This window comes from Sedimentibacter saalensis, assembly GCF_007830175.1.
GTDB classification, from domain to species: domain Bacteria; phylum Bacillota; class Clostridia; order Tissierellales; family Sedimentibacteraceae; genus Sedimentibacter; species Sedimentibacter saalensis.
Window position 1 is genome coordinate 379774 of sequence record NZ_VLKH01000001.1, and the last position, 17355, is coordinate 397128.

A 17355-nucleotide genomic window follows, 5' to 3' on the forward strand; every position below is an offset into this window, starting at 1 on the left:
ATTAATTCAATAATTTCGTTTTCTGCGGGAGGACACGAGGTCCTCCCCTACGCGTATGAATTTCAAATTTATGATAATCTCTAAATCACTTTATCATCAAACTAAATACCCTGGTTTCCAGGGTATTATTTTTTATCTCATTTGTTTTAAAACTTCCATGTCCTTAACGATTATCTTTCTTTGACCCTTCAGCCTTATGATGTCATTGTCCTGGAAAACTGAAAGCTTTCGGCTCAGGGTTTCCTGAGAAGTTCCAATAAGCGCAGCAAGATCCTTCTTGCTCACAGGTAAAGTTATTTCAAATTCATTGTCCTTGTCTTCAATTGCATTTTTTTCGATTTCAAGCAACAGGTAGTTTGCAATCCTCTGCTCCACATCACGAAGTCCTATTTGCTCAATAAGCTCTTCACTTTCTTCAATCCTCTTTGTGTAGGACTGAAGAAATTTAATTGCTATTTCAGGCTTTTTCAATAAAAGCGCCTTGATTGTCACGCCATTAATTATGCATATTTCAGTGTTTTCAATGGCCTCTGCGTTGTTGCTCAACGTTGTGTTTGAAAACAATGAAAGTTCTCCCATGAAATCACCGGGCTCAAGTATTCTCAAAATCTGTTCCTTGCCGATGGCAGAGATTTTATAGATTTTTACAATTCCCTTGTTTACTACAAACAGGTTCTCAAAAGAATCACCGGGAGTGAATATTATCTCACCCTTTTTAAACTTCTTGTGAACAGAAGCATTCATAATGCTTTCTTTTTCTTCCAAAGTCAAGTCATGAAATATGGGCACATTGTCAATACACAATTTTTCATGACAGGAACAACACGTGCATTTCTCCACCTGGTACCTCCCTTAAATTTTTTCTTTGTAGTTCATTAGCCTTACTGCATTTATGATTACAAGAAGAACACTTATTTCATGAATAAGCATACCTGAAGCCATAAATACATTTTTAGTGAGAACTCCTGCAAGAAGGGTGAACACAACAGCCACTGCAAAATAAATGTTTTGCTTCATGTTTCTCATGGTGGCTCTGCTCAGCCCAAATGTATATGTAAGCCTCGTCAGATTGTCTGACATGAGTACCACATCAGCTGTTTCCATTGCTGCATCCGTTCCCGTTGCTCCCATGGCAATTCCAAGATCAGCAACTGCCAGAGCCGGAGCATCATTTATTCCATCTCCTATCATAGCAACAGGTGAGGTTTTTTTCAACTCTTTTAATTTTGAAACCTTGTCCTCAGGCAGAAGCTCTGAAAAATAGTCATCCATTCCAAGTTTTGCAGCAACTGCCTTAGCAGTCCTCTCATTGTCTCCTGTAAGCATAACAACCTTTTTGACTCCTGCTTTTTTTAGTTTATCTGCAAGACCATATGCATCTTCACGGATTTTATCAGAAATTGATACTGCTCCGATAATTTTGCCGTCCTTTGCAGCCAGCACTGCTGTCTGTCCGTTGTTTTCTTCCTTTTGAAGATATTCTTCTATTTCTTGGGAAATAATTATGCCTTCTCCAGCCATGAGCTTTCTGGTGCCCACAAGAATATTTTTACCGTCTACAATTCCCTTGACTCCAAAGCCGGACAGAACTTCAAAATCTTCTGTACTAGCTATGGTTATATTCCTGTCTTTTGCTTCCTGAACAATTGCCTTTGCAAGGTGGTGTTCTGAAGGAACCTCAACAGGAGCAGCCATGCGAAGAATATCATCTTCTGTACCTTCAAATGCTTTAATTTTTGTCACAACCGGCTTCCCCACAGTAAGGGTTCCGGTCTTATCAAAGGCAACCGTCTCAACTTTTCCGGCTTTCTCCAGATACTCGCCGCCCTTTATGAGAATTCCTTTCCCTGCTCCATTTCCTATGCCTGCTACTATGGAAACAGGAGCAGATATTACCATTGCACCGGGACATGATATTACAAGAAGTGTTAGGGTAAGTTCAATATCCCTTGTTGCCATGAACACAAAAATGGATAAAACCATGATGCCCGGAGTGTAGTACTGGGCAAAGCGTTCAATGAACTTTTGAGTTGGAGCCTTTGAATCCTGTGCTTCTTCAACCATTTCCATTATGCGGGCAAATGTTGTGTCATCCCCTACCCGCAGGGCTTCCAGCTCAAGATATCCTGTTTCTATGACAGTTGTACTAAACACGCTGTCACCTGTTTTTTTTTCAGCAGGAATTGATTCTCCGGTTATGGCAGCCTGGTTTACGGAAGCCTTGCCTTTTATCACAATGCCGTCAACGGGAATTTTTTCTCCGGGTCTAACTATAACTCTTTCGCCGATGTGAACTTCATCAGGAGATACTCGTTCTTCTCTTCCATCCCTGAACACAGTTGCAGTGACAGGAGCAAGCTCAAGTAGAGATTTCAGCGATGACCTGGTTTTTTCAAGAGTTCGCGATTCCAGGTATGAGCCCAGCATGAACAAAAATGTTACAGCAGCGGCTTCCCAGTATTCTCCTATGAATATTGCTCCAACTACAGCCACTGTCACCAGCGCCTCAATGCCTAGCACCCTGTATTTAAGAGATACCACTGCATTTCTGGCTGTCTGGTACCCGGCTGTAATTGCTGCTGCAATCATTAACGCATCTTTAGCATAAGAATTTACGTCTATGTACTTTAAAATGAATGAAAAAATGATCAATGCTCCAGATATTATTAAAATATTTTTTTTATTTTTCATGTTATCTCCTATAAAAATAATGAGAGTAATAGATCCTAGGTTGATTACAAATACCTTTCGACGATGTCATTCTGAGGGTGTAGCCCGAAGAATCTCATGTTTTCAATAAAGATGAGATCCTTCACTCTCGTTCAGGATGACAGTGTCAGGGTTTGTCAATAGTCAGGGAGCTAACTGTTCCCATGATTATTTTACACTGAGAACTTCAAATCCCAGGTCTTGAATTATTTTCGAAAGTTTTTCCACATCAGTCTTTGTTTCATCAAAATTTATTTTTGCCTTGCTGGCATTGAACAAAATATTAACTTCATCAACTCCGTCAGTTTTTTTAAGCGCCCCTTCTATTTTTTTCGCACAGCTTGGACACACAAGCTCTTCCATTTGTATAGCAACTTTTTTCATATATTTTCCCTCCAATTGTTATATCTTGAATATACAGCATATTTTTTCAAAACACTTTGACTTAAATCAAATTTCAAAAAAAATAAAAACCATCTTAATTAAAAGATGGTTTTTGAAATAATTACATGGGCAGACAAATGATCTCACTTACTAATTAATATTGATATTTATCAGTGAATTTGATAGTAAAGTTCGTAGGGGAGGACCTCGTGTCCTCCCGAAGATAACATAAATGTTTAATTAACAAACGGGCGGATACAAGATCCGCCCCTACAATTTGTGTATAATAAATTTTTCATTAATCTGAATTATCTATATTTAATGATATTTTTTGTTATTTAACTTCAGACCACTGGGTTATTTCCCCCGTGTAAATCTTTGTTATATTTTCTGATGTAATGTCATTTATTAGATTTTCTTTATTTAATATTACTGCTATGCCGTCAATTGCTAGAGTATATTCATTAAGCTGAGATTTTTCCTCTTCCTTCAATGCCCTTGAGCTCATTCCTATTTCATATGAGCCGTCAATTGCAGCTTTTATACCCTGTGATGAACCGTTTGACTGCATTTCAAACACTACGTCCGGATTGAGTTCCTTGTATGCTTCCTGCAGTTTTTCCATAAGAGGAGATACTGATGTTGAACCGGCAACCTTTATAGTTCCGGATAATTTTTTTGCTTCATATTCTTTTGGGTTTTCAACTGATGAAATATAATGTTTTTCTTCAACTAATTTTTGTCCTTGAACCGATTCTGTATATGCTATAAAATCCTTCACCAGCTCACTTTCATTTCCTTTTGTAACAAGTAAAAATGGTCTTGCAACCTTGTACTGGCCGTTTTTAACATTTTCTATTGTAGGTTCCACGCCATCAACACTGGCTGCAGCAATTCTGTCACTTACTGAGCCTAAAGAAACATATCCTATTCCGTACAAATCTCCTTCAACAGCTGTTATAACCTTGTCGGTTCCGTCGAATTCAAGTGCTCCTGTAACAAGCTTGTCTATTTCAGTTTCCCCTTCTTTTACTTTTATTTTCATTAGTTCGTGGAATGCTCCTCTTGTTCCTGAAGCTGCATCTCTTGCTACTACAGTTATTGAGGATTCTGGATTAAAACCTGCAGCAGGCTTTGCTGCTTCAGTTCCATTATTTGAACATCCTACAAATGCAATTGTCATAATCAATAGTGATGATATTAAAGTTAATATTTTTTTAGATTTCATTTTATTCTCCTTTAAGTTTTATCTTGGACTCAGTATACGACCCCTAAGTAAAATAAAAAGCATGTAATTGTAAAATTCATGTAATTATTTACTTCTAAAATTTCAACGTTATTTTACATTTGTGATTTTGCTGGTGCACTTTCAATGTATGCTTTTTATAAAATCATCATATAGTTAATAAACTAATTATTCTCTACGACAATTAACTGCACAAAATATGTAAGGGGGAACAACAATGGGTATGTCTCAGGAGGAGTTTAAAACCGCACTACTAAAGGATTATGCACAAATGAAAAGACAGAGAGAAAAGGAATACATGGATTACATGTCAATAGCCAAGTACAGGAGAAATCAGAAAAATTACAAAAAAAAGCTTATAAATATTGCAACGCTTTCAGCAAAACGGTAGTAAAAATTAAGGGGCCATAAATGGCCCTTCCTTATTAAATGATATATTTGACTTCCTTGTTGCTGAAAAGATTTTCTATTTCTTCGGCAAAAAATCCCTTTATTTCATCCAGACTTTCCTTGGGATATACATACTTTCCATATCCGAACTGCCCATATTTAAACACGCGGTCTTCATCATTCATGGGCAGCTCATTATGGGGGAAAATTTGAGCAATTCTATTTTTGGCAGTTGTTGTATACCTGTGTGATATAACTTCAAAGGTTACAGGGAACTTAAGACCGTCCGGCAGCCTGCTCCTTAGTTCCAACAACAAATCATGATATTCTTCCTTCCAGCCCTCATATATAAAAACAGGAGCAATGAGAAATCCAACAGGATACCCTGCCATGGAAGCCTTTATGCCGGCTTCTATTCTTTTATCACGGGAAGCTGTAAAGTGTTCATATTTGTTGATAACAGAAGAAGTGTTTATGCTGAACCTCATTTCAGTATGGCCATTGTGTTCCAGATTGAGCAAAGAATCTATGTCATTGTATTTTGTTACAAACCTGAATTTTGAATTTTCACTTTTTCCGAAAAATATTATTGATTTTTCCAAAGCATGAGTGTAAGGTTCCACAGGCACAGGGTCAGAAGTGGCTGCCCCTTCAAATACAGTTGTGTCAGGCACTCTTTCATCAATATATTTTTGTGCCTGATTTAAGATATCATCCACATTAACATGGACTTTCACATATGGTTTATCCCCAAGCATGGTGTTTAAGTAACAATACTCGCATTGTCCCATGCATCCGGAAACCAATGGAAGCTGGTAGTGTGCGGATGGTTTACATGTCTGAAACTTCAGACTTTTCTTTGTGCCAACAACCAGGGTTCTTTTTCCTTCCCCATATTGCGAAGCAAGGTCAACGCCTGGTATATGCTGTTTGAGCTTATTGGATGTAAGACTTATTATTTCAACATCTTTATCCTTAAACTCCTCATAAATATTTCTTGCAGCTTCAAAATCTAAAGAATCTTTCTCAAAAATTATCCTTTTGGGTTTGAACATTTGTCATACAAAACAGTACGTTTTATTCAGACTATTTACAAACCCTGACGCTGTCATCCTGAACGATAGTGAAGTATCTCATCATTATTGAAAACATGAGATTCTTCGGGCTACGCCCTCAGAATGACAACGTCGAAGGTTACTTTGTCATCAACCTGTATTAAACGGTACGTTTTATTTCCTCTTTTCTTCCGATATTTTATTCCTTTATTTTGCTTCCTGATGGAAACTTTATTCATATGAATAGTCTCATATATCCAAAACAAACTCATGACAATTATTTGTAATCTTTTGGAGTTCCCCAGTACTCAAATTTGTCGTATTGTGGTGTTGTAGAATCAAAATGCACCCATATGGCAGCATCATCAAGTTCAGGATGTGCTTCAAAAAACTCCCTGTCTCCATATCTTATAGCTTCCAGTGCCAGAGGAAGCTCACGTCTGAAAATCATATTGCGTATTTCCGCAGCAATGGAACCAAACTGACCATTCACATATACATAAATATATAGGTATGTTCTTCCGTTATTATCCCTCCATTCCCCCAGTACTTCATCTCTCATTATCATGTTTATTTTATCATATGCATATTCCAGGCCTATTGTCAGAAACAATTCGGCAGTTATGTCAGAATGTGTTAAAGTATAACGTCTATTTATTATTGGTTCTTCAGTTGTTACTCCCTGTCTAAATTCCACATTGAGTTTTTCAGGATTTAAATTTTCCATAATATCCTCCAGTCCTGCAATTGATAAACTGCAACAAATTAGTTTTACATTACAATATGAAATTAAAAATAAAAAAACACTTTAAGATACTTCTTAAAATGCTTTTAAATAAGTTTACTTTTTCAGCCATCCGTTTTCATCAAGCCACTGAATGGATTCTCTGCATTCCTGATTTTCTACAGTGAAAGTGATATTTTCAGGAGAATTTTTTTTAAGTGCTTCCATTATTTTGTTCATGTCCATGCTGCCGTTTCCAAGAGACCAGTGGCAGTCATATGTTTTGTCGTTGTTGTGCAGGTGCACATGCCCAAGAAACGGACCCAAGACTTCAATCCATTCTAACAAATCAATATCTGACTTACAGTGTGCATGGCCTATGTCAAGACATGCAGACACTCTTTTGTCTTTGATGCCTTCAATTATTTTTGCAAGAGTGTATGGTTCATCCTCCAGCACATTTTCTATCATAATGTGAAAATCATCCGTCTTGCTGCTCATGAATTTTTGCCAGAACTCAACTGATTTTTCTTGAAACCAGCTTTTGAAATACAACACAGGAACATACCCTGAATGCACAACCATTCTTTTTATTCCGTAACTGCCTGCAAGGTGGAACGACTGCTCAAATCTTTTATTTGCAAGCTTAATTGCCAGCGGGTCCACTGCCGCAGGAAACAACTCATTGAAAGGAGCATGAAATATATGGCTGTGTGAAATTTTCATCTTTTTTCTTACACTTAAATCCAATTCTTTAAAATTTTCATCATCCATGTTGGATGCGGTACAAAATTCGTCTATTTCTATTCCAAGTTCATATTCTTCAGCAACATCGGCTGCATCTGATGCAACAGTTGCAACATAAAATTTGTCTGATTTCATATATTTCCTTCCTGCTCCCATCCATTTTCCCTGCTGACATAAAAATACAGTCTCCTTCGATAGCAATAATTATGCATGCGGAAACTGTATCAATTTTATCACATATATAAGTTTTTCACAAGAATTACAAAACTGTAATCAATCCCCAAGTTCAAAACAACCTATTCCTATGAGCCCCGGGCCTGTGTGAACACCAAGGGAGGCAGAAATCTGACCTTCCATGAACAAAGCTGCATTATCTATGAATGGTTTCATCTTTTCCTTTACCATGTCTGCTTCTTCCTTTGCAGATCCATGGCATATTGCGAGATAATAATTCTTCTTGTCCTTTATTATATCCTGAACGATTTCCATCAGCTTGTTTATGCTTTGCTTTCTTCCGCGTACCTTTGCAACAGTGTAATAAATACCGTCATTGTCACATGCAATAATAGGCTTAATCTGAAGCATGCTTCCGATAATTCCTTCAACACGGCCAAGCCTTCCTCCCTTTATGAGGTATTGGAGTGTTTGAATGCTGTAATAAATGTGAGAATCCTTAATTTTACCCTCAACTTTTTTTATTATTTCTTCAAATACGAGATTTTTTTCTGCCAATTGAGCTGCATAAACAGCTAAGAAACCTGAGCCAAGGGCAATGTTTTTTGTGTCAATTACTGCTGTCTTAATATTATGGAACTCACTGCAAACCTGTTTGATGGCATTATATGTACCGCTAAGCCCTGATGATATTACAGGAATAATCACATGAGTGTATCCGTCAGCAACTATTTTCTCAAGCGTTTCACGGATTTCTCCCAATGTTGGAAGGCTTGTGCTAGGAATTTCTTCTGTTAGTCTTTCATATACCTCTTCGGGAGTTATGTCGATTCTGTCCCTATAGGATTTATCCTTGTAATTAATGCCGAGTGAAAGTTGATAAATGTTGAATTTATCCAGCATATTCTGTGGAACATCTGATCCGGAATCTGTCAATACTGCTATTTTATTTTCGTTCATGTTTTCTCCTCACTAAGGCTTAGAATTATAATTTTTTATTTTTGTTTTTATTATTTTTTCAGTCAATAGCTTGTTTGATAAAGCTGTAGTAATTGAGGAAATTGCTAATCTGTCATATTCGATTTCTCTTTCTTCCAGAACATAGGTGTTTTTATCCACCGTTATCGGCTTAAATACCTTTCTTGTGGATTCTTCAAATGATTCAACAAAAGCATCATAGGCCCTTTCGTTGCCGTGCAGGGCAATCTGCAGCAGTATGCCGTCTTTTATTTCTGATATTGTCAATATTTGCTTAAGAAGGGTTATGACCATAACTTCTGCAATGTGCAGTTTGTCATATTTTTTCTTAACCGGTTTAGGAATCATACCCCACTTCACATAATTGTTCACCATGCTTTTTGTAAGGAGGTTCTCGTCATCAATCTGCATACTTGATAATTCATCATTCACAATTTGTAAAAGCTGGTCGCAATATACCGGAAATTTCGGCAGGTCATTCCATTTGATGAGTTTTATTTCACTCATTTGTTTGCTGTATTCATATAGTTCCAAGTTATCATCCATATTTTTTCCTTTATCGTTAACGATTATATGTAGTTATAACAACTACATATATCATAGCGTAGACATGCATGGTTGTCAAGCATTCTTATTTAAATTTGACATCATTTTCCTCATTTAAAAAAGTTTCTCCGCAACTCCGCTAGGGGACCTATGTCCACCTTCGGAGTTAAAAAAGGCTCTGATTAACTCAGAGCTGTGTAAGCTATTTACGATAAGAAGACTCAGTTTCTCTAATGTTCCATTTTTCCATCCACATCAAGCACCTTTTCAATTTCAACCTGCACATTATGCGTTATGTCATTGAAGCTTCCCAAGACATAGGAATGCATGTATGGAGGCATTGCCGGATTTTCCTTCTTGGGATTGACCCTTACTACATATTCTGCAACAGCATCCGGAAGATAGTTTTTATCTGTAAGAAGAAGGGGTGTATGCTTGCCAAGATGAGCCAACAAATTTGCTGAAACAATGTTGTACCATCTCTTCAGTTCTCCGAATGCAAATGCCCACCCATCATTTGTGTTGTGTTTCCATCCAAAAGTATCAACTTCACTGGCATATTCCGAAAATTTAACAGATATGGTATAAGGATTGCTTGCGCTGATTCTAATAACGTCTTTGTCTATTATTCCACTTATCTCTTCTTCCACCTTAGAGCCGACAGTTTTTTCACTTCCCAGAATATAGTAATTCTTATCCTTATTATCGTTTATGAAAATTCTGACAGGTTCCGGGACTATGTCTTGCTCTACCAATATTATTGGTGTACCTTTGTGTGCTGCATAAAATGAAGCTGTTATTCCTTCGCTGTAATCCTGACCTGATATTACTATGATGTCCTTTCTACCTTCTTCTGATGCTGACGGAATTATATTTAGTCTGAAATCTGCTGTTTCAACGCATGATTCATATACATCCTCGGTATCAGTTATTCTGTAGACAGTCAGTCCTGCCATTTTCAGAATATTTTCAACTGCGCGTGAAACAGGGCCTGCAATTAGCACCTGGGCAGGAACCTCATTGCCTGTGGGGCCCATTCTTTGTATTTCCTTTATTGATATTTCAGGCAGATAATTTCTTTCAGTAAACATTATGGGGGCATTAATGGGAAAATGAACAACACTGGAAGCACAAAGAGAATACTGCCACTTATCACCGGGAACAAGTATAACAGCATTAGGCTTCCAATTAATATTTCGACTTGGATATATCATTTTTGTCATTGCTATGTTGAAGCTGTACATGTCTTCATGATTTATCCTGGTGGTATTTACTGTGTTTTGTTCTTCTGTATCTGCTTGTCTAGGTTCAGGCATGAGCCTTACACACCCGGATTTCGGATTGAAAAATTGCTGCATGTTTTTTCTCCTTCCAATAGTAATTTATATAATATATTCGCTTGTTGTGTCTTCGTGAACATTTATATTCCATCAATCTGATGCAAGAAATTGAAAAATCTGCAGATAAGCAATAAAAAAGCCCTAAACATAATGTTCAGAGCTTTAAACTTTAAAGGATTATTCTGCACACACTTCTGCTTTAGCGCACTCAGAAACTCCCTTATCCATTGTTCTTGCACATTCAGCCACTGACTGTCCGCCTTTGTTCACTGCCATCTCTGACACCATGTTGACTGCATATGCCTGTTTTGTCGATCCAAGAACAATTATTGAAGCTACAAATATATATAATAATTTTTTCATTTTATTTCCTCCTTTTTTATTTTATTGTACATAACAAATGTGAAGAATTTATGTATATTTTTAATTTTTATGTTGAACTTAAATATAATGGGTATAAGAGTAATAAAACATAAAGGAGTATTCATATGAAAGCAATGGTAATAAATAAAACTGGCGGCCCGGATGTTTTTGAAATGATGGATATAAAAAAGCCGGAAGTAAAATCAGGCTATGTCCTGGTCAAAGTCTTGGCCAGCAGCTTGAATCCTCTGGAAACTAAAATAAGATCCGGCCTCACACCGGCAATTATACCACCATTTCCCGCAGTTCTGAATGCAGACTTTTCAGGAGTTGTGGAACAAGTGGGCGAAGGCGTCACAAACTTTAAAGAAGGAGATGAAGTTTTCGGTTATGTGGGAGGAGTCAAGGATGAATGGGGTTCCCTTGCAGAATATACATTGGTTGACAAGGACTTGATGAGCCTCAAGCCTAAGAATGTTGACTTCAAAACTGCTGCAATGTTTCCATTGGTAAGTTTGACTGCCTGGAAAGCAATTATTGATAAATCAAATATCAAGATACATGACAAAGTATTGATTCACGGAGCAGCCGGAGGAGTTGGGCATATGGCTGTCCAATTTGCAAATCTTTTAGGTGCAGAAGTATATGCAACTGTATCAGGAGACGAAAAAGGTGAAATTGCTAAAAAGTTCGGAGCAGCACACGTAATCAACTACAAGGAAACACCTGTTGAGCAATATGTAAATGAATATACAGGCGGAAGAGGTTTTGATTTTGTATTTGACACTATCGGAGGAAATAATCTTCTCAACAGCTTCAAGGCTGTAAAAATTGACGGAACAATTTGTACAACAAATACCAGAGTTACACTTGACTTATCGCTTATGCACAGCAAAGCTATAGGGCTTAAAGCATTATTCATTGTCCTGCCGATTTTAACCAACACAAACAGAACTGAAATAGGAACAACATTAAATGAAGTTAAAAAACTCATAGAAGCAGAAAAAATCAGCATATTGAAAGATAAAAACCAATTCGTGTTTTCTGAAATAACAAAGGCTCATGAGTATTACGAATCAGGCATAGCGACCGGCAAAATTTCTCTGGTAAGTGACTTATAATACACAAGTATTCATTTTAACATCAACATGACGAATTTCCTGCTCTTTGCAGAAGAAGACTTAATTAAAAACAGCACCCTCGGGTGCTGTCAGTTTGATGACAAAGTAAAATTTGGACGTTGTCATTCTGAGGCGCAGCCGAAAAATCTCATGTTTTCAACAAAGATGAGATCCTTCACTACCGTTCAGGATGACAACGTCGGAGTTTGTCAATAGTCTGAACAGCACCCAATTGAAGGTGCTGTTTTTTAGTTATTCTGTCTTTATTTCCTCTATTTTTCTTTTCAGTTCCTCTATTGTTTGCTGTGATAATTTAATTTTTCCAATTAACTCTGCCACAGCACTGTCAGGATTTTCTTTTTCACTTTCAAAAATAAATTTGCCTATTTCCATAAATAATTGGTTGATTTGTTTTTCTTCTGCTGATATTTCGGAGTTAAGTTTAGTTGTTTCTGCAAAATCTTTAGCCATATCAGTGGCAGAACCAGCCACATCACCTATTTTCTTGCCTATCTTGTCTAAAAACGCCATAAAATTTCTCCTTTCAATTATTATATATTTGTATATCAATAAACTTATACCAACAATATTATTTTTTAATCATTAAAAATCAACATAATTACTACTTTCTGGATAGCTATTCTGAAAATAATGCAGTTGAAAAGTACCTGTCGCCTGAATCAGGCAGAAGTACAACTATATTTTTTCCTTCATTTTCTGGTCTATTTGCAACTAAGGTAGCAGCCCAAAGAGCAGCACCGGATGATATTCCAACCATTACTCCTTCAGATCTGGCAATCTCTTTCCCTGAATTGAAAGCATCTTCATTTTCAACTGTTACAATTTCATCATAAATATTAGTATTAAGAGCGTTTGGAATAAATCCTGCTCCTATTCCTTGAATTTTGTGTGGACCGGCAGTTCCTTTTGATAGAATGGGTGATGCTTCAGGCTCAACCCCTATTATTTTTACATCAGGATTTTTTTCCTTCAGAAATTTTCCTACTCCTGATATGGTTCCTCCTGTTCCGATTCCTGCTACAAATATATCTACTTTTCCATCTGTGTCTTCCCAAATTTCAGGTCCCGTAGTGGTGTAATGAATGGCTGGATTAGCAGGATTGTCAAATTGCGCCGGTATAAATGAATTTGGTATTTCAGCTGCCAGTTCTTCTGCTTTTGCAATAGCACCCTTCATTCCTTTGGCACCTTCAGTCAATACAACTTCTGCACCGTAAGCTTTCAATAAATTTCTTCTTTCAACGCTCATTGTGTCAGGCATTGTTAGAATTGTTCTGTATCCTTTGGCAGTTGCAACGCTTGCGATTCCAATTCCTGTATTGCCGCTTGTAGGTTCAATTATTACTGAACCTTCTTTCAAGAGTCCTTTTTCCTCAGCATCAGCTATCATGGCAAATGCAATTCTGTCTTTAACACTGCCTGCAGGATTAAAATATTCAAGTTTTGCAATTATTTTTGCCTTTAAATTATTCTTTTTTTCATAATTGGTCAATTCCAAAAGTGGTGTTTTTCCAATTAAATCTGTTAAGCTTTTATTTATTTTTCCCATATTCTTTTCTCCTTTTATTTTATTTTGCTTTATGCTATTACATATATTTCTTATATGTTTTGTATGAATTAATTTTCCAAATTATACAATATAAATTACTCCATGTCAACAATATAATTTTGTTAAAACAAATAATTTTTATACCCTCTTTCAGATATATTTGACTTATGAATTTACCGGTAATATAATATTATATTAATCAAATAGAAATAAATGTTCAGATGAAAAAAGGAGACAGTTATGTATACAGATATAGCTTTAGATCATATTTCAGCTCCAAGAAATGCCGGTGAAATACAAGATGCAGATGGCATTGGTAATATAGGCAACCCTTCAGATGGAGATAGGTTAACAATTTATATAAAAGTTCATAAAGAAATTATTACTGATATAATGTTCAAAGCCTTTGGCTGTGGTGCTGCCATAGCTGCCGGAAGTATGATGACTGTAATGGCAAAAGGCAAGACATTGGACCAGGCTATGATGATAACAAATGAAGCTGTCTCAGAAGCGCTGGGAGGACTTCCCCCTCAAAAATTAAAATGTTCAAACATAGCAGCCGATGCCCTGCATAATGCAATTGATGATTATAAATCAAAGCTATAATCATACTTTCAAAATAATAATCTTAGGCATATTAATGCCGACAAACAAAAACAGAAGATTAACTTCTGTCAGATTGATTACAAAGTCATTAAATTAATTAATATTGGGAATTGTTGTGAACTTGAAATCTAAGTTCGTAGGGGAGAGCCTTGTGCTCTCCCGCAGATAACAACTTTTTTGAATTAATTGCCCCGGGCGGACAGTAGTCCGCCCCTACGGTTTGTCAATTTGTTTTATTTGTATATCATAATTTGTTCTTTTGAAAAGTTATACTGCTTTTCATCCGGTTGTGCTGTTGGCTTTCCAAAAGGCATCTGAGCTATGAACTTCCAAGTGTCCGGTATTTCCCACTCTTTTTTAACATCCTTGTCTATGAGTTCAGTGTAATGTTGAAGCGATGCACCATATCCTTCATTTTGTAAAGCAGTCCATATAACATATTGAAGCATCCCGTTTGACTGCTGGGACCATACAGGGAAATTATCCTTGTATGTGGCAAATTGCTCCTGAAGGGATTCTACCACTGCCTGATCTTCAAAGTACAGCACAGTTCCATATCCACTTTTAAAAGAATTTATTTTTTCTTCAGTTGGCTTGAATGATTGCTCAGGAACTATATTTCTCAATGCTTTCATTGTAATATTCCAAAACTTGTCATGTTGTTTGTCTAAAAGAAGTACCGCTCTTGCACTTTGAGAATTGAAAGCTGATGGCGTATATTTCATTCCATTCTCCACTATTTCCTTAATTCTATCGTCTGAAACCACAGTTTCTTTGCTTATTCCATAATATGAACGTCTGTCCATAACTGATGTTGAAAAATCTTTTGTCATTTTATCCTCCGAAATTTTTTATTTTTTTATTTTGTCCTTTTGATTCTTTTATATTTATGTTAAAAGTAATTTTACTTAAATAAATATCATGTCATTGATAGAGAGTCCAGGGTGCACAAGTTACTACTAATTAGTAATATTGTCAACACATATTTTCATATTTTTTATTTCATTTTAAATCCATGAAAAAACGACTATGATTTATTCATCCTTAGCCGTTTTTTTAACATGCAATTTTATTTTTCTAAAATTTTCAAAAGTCTCAAGTAATGATTTGCTTCACGAAGCGTATGGTCTCCCAATAACGGTATGATGATTGACTTAATCTTACATTCAATCAATCCCTGTGTTCCCTGTGCCTTGAAATTGCGTATTGCTTCTGTTGCTTTAAGACTTGCATCAGTAACCTGAGCTAAAGGAATTGTCCTGTCCATAGCAGCTTTTGAAGCTAAAGTCAATTCATCAAACTCACGCCCAAAATCATTTGCTGTATTGAACAATTCTTCTTCGGTAGGATCAAGAAGACCGCGAATGAATTTTGAATGTTCTGCCATTATTCTATTCCAGAACATTTCCTGTTGCGCAGCTTCCATTTCCATATTTATTACTTCTCTGTTTTGAAGTCTCTTAATCATTTGCAAGTAAAGATCAGCTTCACGCATGATGTGATCTACCATCAAAGGATATGTTGACGTAAACATTTTACATGAAAGAACATTTCTTAAAATATTTGCTTTAAACTGAATTAATTCTGTAACTAAGTCAATTGCCCATTGATTTATCATAAATACTCTTTCTTCGATCCTCGGGTTAAAAGGTGCTGAATCAGAGCCCATCAATCTTGCTTCTTCTTGAGTCAGTTCAGTAGGTATGCGCAATCCTGTATAGTATGAAGAGGCCATTTCAGCCTTAAGTGTATATGGTGTTATAACTTCACCTGACTTAAGTACACTTTGGCTTACAATACCATTAGAAAGTGAAACAACTTCTCCTAACAGCCTGTCAAATTCCATTCTGAATTCATCTGCTCTTTGCGTATAATTACTGTCCCTGGGCGTAAATCCAAGCTCAAGAAAAAACGAGTGTTCTTTCATTATTCGTGCAAAAAAAAGGTGTAGCTCCAGTGACTGGCGTACAAAATCCATGCTTGTAGGCATCGTTATCCTCCATAATATAATTATTTTATGTTACATTATATGCTCATATGGTATACCTGTCACAAAGGATGTAAAACTATACCTCGCAGACACGACGTCAGCCCTACATATTGAGCAGCAAATAAAAAAGAGGACAATGTCCCCTTGATTACTTCATTATATTAATCCCTTACATAGACATATCCGTCCATGATTCTTCTTGCCGTCCTCGTAACTCCGCCCTTAAGAACTTCTTCACCATTCATTTTCATGTCAACTTCTGTTGTTCCGCTTGAATGACCAAGCACTATTATGTCTTTGCTGTAATTTTTACTAAGACATGCTATTTCATTTACAATAGTTCCTGGAATTTTAGCTGCTGCTCCTGTTCCAACAGCCACAGTCATGGGGTACGCCTTGTGAAGTTTTCCAACTGAAACTGCTCTGCAGCACAAATCCATCTCTGATGCTTTTATATTATTTCCGTCCATATCTTCATAGTCCTGTGGAATCGATACTATGGATACCTTAGGGACTGAAGTGGACATAGTCCTGGCTTGTTCCCATTTGTCCACAAATCCGCATTTTTCAGCTGCAATGCAGCGAATGCGCTCAATATATTCCATAACTTCCTTGTTGTTGTTCAGTTCAACAAGTTCTGTTCCTTTTATTTTTAAATCCCTTGCCCTTATAAAGACGATTGGGTTTGAACAGTCAATGACGGTTACTTCTATACTGCCAAAATCCGGCACGTCAAATATATCTTTTTTATTTCCCGTTGGAAATAATTTGCCTGTAACAGCCCCTCCGGGTTGTTCAAAATACATATCAATTCTTGAACCTGTGCCGGGAACTCCCTTAATAACCTCGTCACCGTGAACCATTGCCCTTTTATCTTTGACGCGGACATGCTCCTCAATAATTTTGTTTGTATTTGTGTTTAATACACGAACCACTGTTATAGGCTCCACTGCCTCTACTAAACCTTCATCTATGGCAAAGGGTCCTATTGCCGATGAAATGTTTCCGCAGTTAGCACTTCCATCGACTCTTGGTATTATTATATCAACTTGTTTAAAAGTATAATTTACATCAACATCTTCCCTGTCTGATGGAGAAACTATGGCTATTTTGCTTGTTGAGGAAACTGTTCCTCCCATTCCATCTATTTGTTTCACGTCAGGCGTGCCCATCACCTTTAAAAATATGTTATCCCACAGACTTTTATCCTCGGGAAGATCTTTTTCATGAAAAATAACTGCTTTGCTTGTGCCTCCGCGCATGTATACGCAAGGATACTTCTGCATGTACATAGTTTTCCTCCATTATGCTTTTTAATTAACTATATCCATTGGTGTGATAATTGTAAAATAATATAATTTTATCAACATCAATAACCAAATGTTATTGATAGATAATGCTATTTAAAATAT

19 protein-coding genes are annotated in these 17355 nt (G+C 36.6%); 3 read left to right on the forward strand and 16 right to left on the reverse strand.

Annotated elements, in window-relative coordinates; all coding sequences use genetic code 11:
• Positions 1-132: 132 nt before the first annotated feature.
• From LY60_RS01645 to LY60_RS01660, 4 genes are all read right to left on the reverse strand, one after another.
• A complete protein-coding gene (locus tag LY60_RS01645; RefSeq protein WP_019227915.1) occupies positions 133-840 on the reverse strand; it encodes a Crp/Fnr family transcriptional regulator in 708 nt (235 codons plus the stop codon).
• Between the two features lie 12 nt (positions 841-852).
• A complete protein-coding gene (locus LY60_RS01650) occupies positions 853-2691 on the reverse strand; it encodes a heavy metal translocating P-type ATPase (RefSeq protein WP_145079093.1) in 1839 nt (612 codons plus the stop codon).
• 186 nt (positions 2692-2877) lie between these two features.
• On the reverse strand, positions 2878-3093 hold the full coding sequence (locus tag LY60_RS01655) for a heavy-metal-associated domain-containing protein (protein ID WP_145079096.1): 216 nt from the start codon (positions 3091-3093) through the stop codon (positions 2878-2880).
• 334 nt (positions 3094-3427) lie between these two features.
• A complete protein-coding gene (locus LY60_RS01660; protein ID WP_145079099.1) occupies positions 3428-4321 on the reverse strand; it encodes a substrate-binding domain-containing protein in 894 nt (297 codons plus the stop codon).
• Positions 4322-4556: 235 nt separating this feature from the next.
• Here LY60_RS01660 and LY60_RS17920 point away from each other — a divergent pair, with 235 nt between their 5' ends.
• Positions 4557-4730, forward strand: a complete 174-nt coding sequence (locus tag LY60_RS17920; protein WP_170226071.1) for a hypothetical protein — start codon at positions 4557-4559, stop codon at positions 4728-4730.
• 34 nt (positions 4731-4764) lie between these two features.
• On the opposite strand, the gene splB is transcribed toward LY60_RS17920, so the two are convergent.
• From splB to LY60_RS01695, 7 genes are all read right to left on the reverse strand, one after another.
• Positions 4765-5784, reverse strand: coding sequence for a spore photoproduct lyase (splB, locus tag LY60_RS01665; protein WP_145079101.1), 1020 nt, complete (start codon positions 5782-5784; stop codon positions 4765-4767).
• A 277-nt stretch (positions 5785-6061) separates the two neighbouring features.
• Positions 6062-6511, reverse strand: a complete 450-nt coding sequence (locus tag LY60_RS01670; RefSeq protein WP_145079104.1) for a staygreen family protein — start codon at positions 6509-6511, stop codon at positions 6062-6064.
• Between the two features lie 114 nt (positions 6512-6625).
• A complete protein-coding gene (locus tag LY60_RS01675; RefSeq protein WP_170226072.1) occupies positions 6626-7390 on the reverse strand; it encodes a sugar phosphate isomerase/epimerase family protein in 765 nt (254 codons plus the stop codon).
• Between the two features lie 138 nt (positions 7391-7528).
• Complete coding sequence (locus LY60_RS01680; protein ID WP_145079110.1) at positions 7529-8389, reverse strand: DegV family protein; 861 nt, start codon at positions 8387-8389, stop codon at positions 7529-7531.
• A gap of 12 nt (positions 8390-8401) precedes the next feature.
• Positions 8402-8953: a DUF1836 domain-containing protein gene (locus LY60_RS01685; protein ID WP_145079113.1), complete on the reverse strand. Its 552-nt coding sequence runs from the start codon at positions 8951-8953 to the stop codon at positions 8402-8404.
• Positions 8954-9183: 230 nt separating this feature from the next.
• On the reverse strand, positions 9184-10311 hold the full coding sequence (locus LY60_RS01690) for a cell wall-binding repeat-containing protein (protein ID WP_145079116.1): 1128 nt from the start codon (positions 10309-10311) through the stop codon (positions 9184-9186).
• A 159-nt stretch (positions 10312-10470) separates the two neighbouring features.
• Positions 10471-10656 carry a hypothetical protein gene (locus LY60_RS01695; RefSeq protein ID WP_145079119.1) on the reverse strand — a complete coding sequence of 62 codons (186 nt, stop codon included), beginning with the start codon at positions 10654-10656 and terminating at the stop codon, positions 10471-10473.
• A 125-nt stretch (positions 10657-10781) separates the two neighbouring features.
• On the opposite strand from LY60_RS01695, the gene LY60_RS01700 reads away from it, so the two are divergent.
• Positions 10782-11777, forward strand: coding sequence for a zinc-dependent alcohol dehydrogenase family protein (locus LY60_RS01700; RefSeq protein WP_145079122.1), 996 nt, complete (start codon positions 10782-10784; stop codon positions 11775-11777).
• A gap of 252 nt (positions 11778-12029) precedes the next feature.
• On the opposite strand, the gene LY60_RS01705 is transcribed toward LY60_RS01700, so the two are convergent.
• Both LY60_RS01705 and cysK read right to left on the reverse strand, forming a co-directional pair.
• Complete coding sequence (locus LY60_RS01705; RefSeq protein ID WP_145079125.1) at positions 12030-12308, reverse strand: hypothetical protein; 279 nt, start codon at positions 12306-12308, stop codon at positions 12030-12032.
• A gap of 106 nt (positions 12309-12414) precedes the next feature.
• Positions 12415-13347, reverse strand: a complete 933-nt coding sequence (gene cysK / locus LY60_RS01710; protein ID WP_145079128.1) for a cysteine synthase A — start codon at positions 13345-13347, stop codon at positions 12415-12417.
• Between the two features lie 240 nt (positions 13348-13587).
• Here cysK and LY60_RS01715 point away from each other — a divergent pair, with 240 nt between their 5' ends.
• Positions 13588-13953, forward strand: a complete 366-nt coding sequence (locus tag LY60_RS01715) for an iron-sulfur cluster assembly scaffold protein (protein WP_145079131.1) — start codon at positions 13588-13590, stop codon at positions 13951-13953.
• A 233-nt stretch (positions 13954-14186) separates the two neighbouring features.
• Here the strand turns inward: LY60_RS01715 and LY60_RS01720 are convergent, their stop codons facing one another.
• The 3 genes from LY60_RS01720 to LY60_RS01730 all read right to left on the reverse strand — a co-directional run bounded on the left by LY60_RS01720 (position 14187) and on the right by LY60_RS01730 (position 17235).
• Positions 14187-14786, reverse strand: coding sequence for a nitroreductase family protein (locus tag LY60_RS01720; RefSeq protein WP_145079135.1), 600 nt, complete (start codon positions 14784-14786; stop codon positions 14187-14189).
• Positions 14787-15022: 236 nt separating this feature from the next.
• On the reverse strand, positions 15023-15943 hold the full coding sequence (locus LY60_RS01725) for a DUF2935 domain-containing protein (protein WP_145079138.1): 921 nt from the start codon (positions 15941-15943) through the stop codon (positions 15023-15025).
• Between the two features lie 161 nt (positions 15944-16104).
• Complete coding sequence (locus LY60_RS01730; protein ID WP_145079141.1) at positions 16105-17235, reverse strand: 2-methylaconitate cis-trans isomerase PrpF family protein; 1131 nt, start codon at positions 17233-17235, stop codon at positions 16105-16107.
• Positions 17236-17355: the final 120 nt, after the last annotated feature.

Coding starts and splice junctions, on each gene's coding strand:
- LY60_RS01650 (WP_145079093.1), bottom strand. CDS start 2,691: ATGAAAAATAAAAAAAATATTTTAATAATATCTGGAGCATTGATCATT.
- LY60_RS01655 (WP_145079096.1), bottom strand. CDS start 3,093: ATGAAAAAAGTTGCTATACAAATGGAAGAGCTTGTGTGTCCAAGCTGT.
- LY60_RS01660 (WP_145079099.1), bottom strand. CDS start 4,321: ATGAAATCTAAAAAAATATTAACTTTAATATCATCACTATTGATTATG.
- LY60_RS17920 (WP_170226071.1), top strand. CDS start 4,557: ATGGGTATGTCTCAGGAGGAGTTTAAAACCGCACTACTAAAGGATTAT.
- splB (WP_145079101.1), bottom strand. CDS start 5,784: ATGTTCAAACCCAAAAGGATAATTTTTGAGAAAGATTCTTTAGATTTT.
- LY60_RS01670 (WP_145079104.1), bottom strand. CDS start 6,511: ATGGAAAATTTAAATCCTGAAAAACTCAATGTGGAATTTAGACAGGGA.
- LY60_RS01675 (WP_170226072.1), bottom strand. CDS start 7,390: ATGAAATCAGACAAATTTTATGTTGCAACTGTTGCATCAGATGCAGCC.
- LY60_RS01680 (WP_145079110.1), bottom strand. CDS start 8,389: ATGAACGAAAATAAAATAGCAGTATTGACAGATTCCGGATCAGATGTT.
- LY60_RS01685 (WP_145079113.1), bottom strand. CDS start 8,953: ATGGATGATAACTTGGAACTATATGAATACAGCAAACAAATGAGTGAA.
- LY60_RS01690 (WP_145079116.1), bottom strand. CDS start 10,311: ATGCAGCAATTTTTCAATCCGAAATCCGGGTGTGTAAGGCTCATGCCT.
- LY60_RS01695 (WP_145079119.1), bottom strand. CDS start 10,656: ATGAAAAAATTATTATATATATTTGTAGCTTCAATAATTGTTCTTGGA.
- LY60_RS01700 (WP_145079122.1), top strand. CDS start 10,782: ATGAAAGCAATGGTAATAAATAAAACTGGCGGCCCGGATGTTTTTGAA.
- LY60_RS01705 (WP_145079125.1), bottom strand. CDS start 12,308: ATGGCGTTTTTAGACAAGATAGGCAAGAAAATAGGTGATGTGGCTGGT.
- cysK (WP_145079128.1), bottom strand. CDS start 13,347: ATGGGAAAAATAAATAAAAGCTTAACAGATTTAATTGGAAAAACACCA.
- LY60_RS01715 (WP_145079131.1), top strand. CDS start 13,588: ATGTATACAGATATAGCTTTAGATCATATTTCAGCTCCAAGAAATGCC.
- LY60_RS01720 (WP_145079135.1), bottom strand. CDS start 14,786: ATGACAAAAGATTTTTCAACATCAGTTATGGACAGACGTTCATATTAT.
- LY60_RS01725 (WP_145079138.1), bottom strand. CDS start 15,943: ATGCCTACAAGCATGGATTTTGTACGCCAGTCACTGGAGCTACACCTT.
- LY60_RS01730 (WP_145079141.1), bottom strand. CDS start 17,235: ATGTACATGCAGAAGTATCCTTGCGTATACATGCGCGGAGGCACAAGC.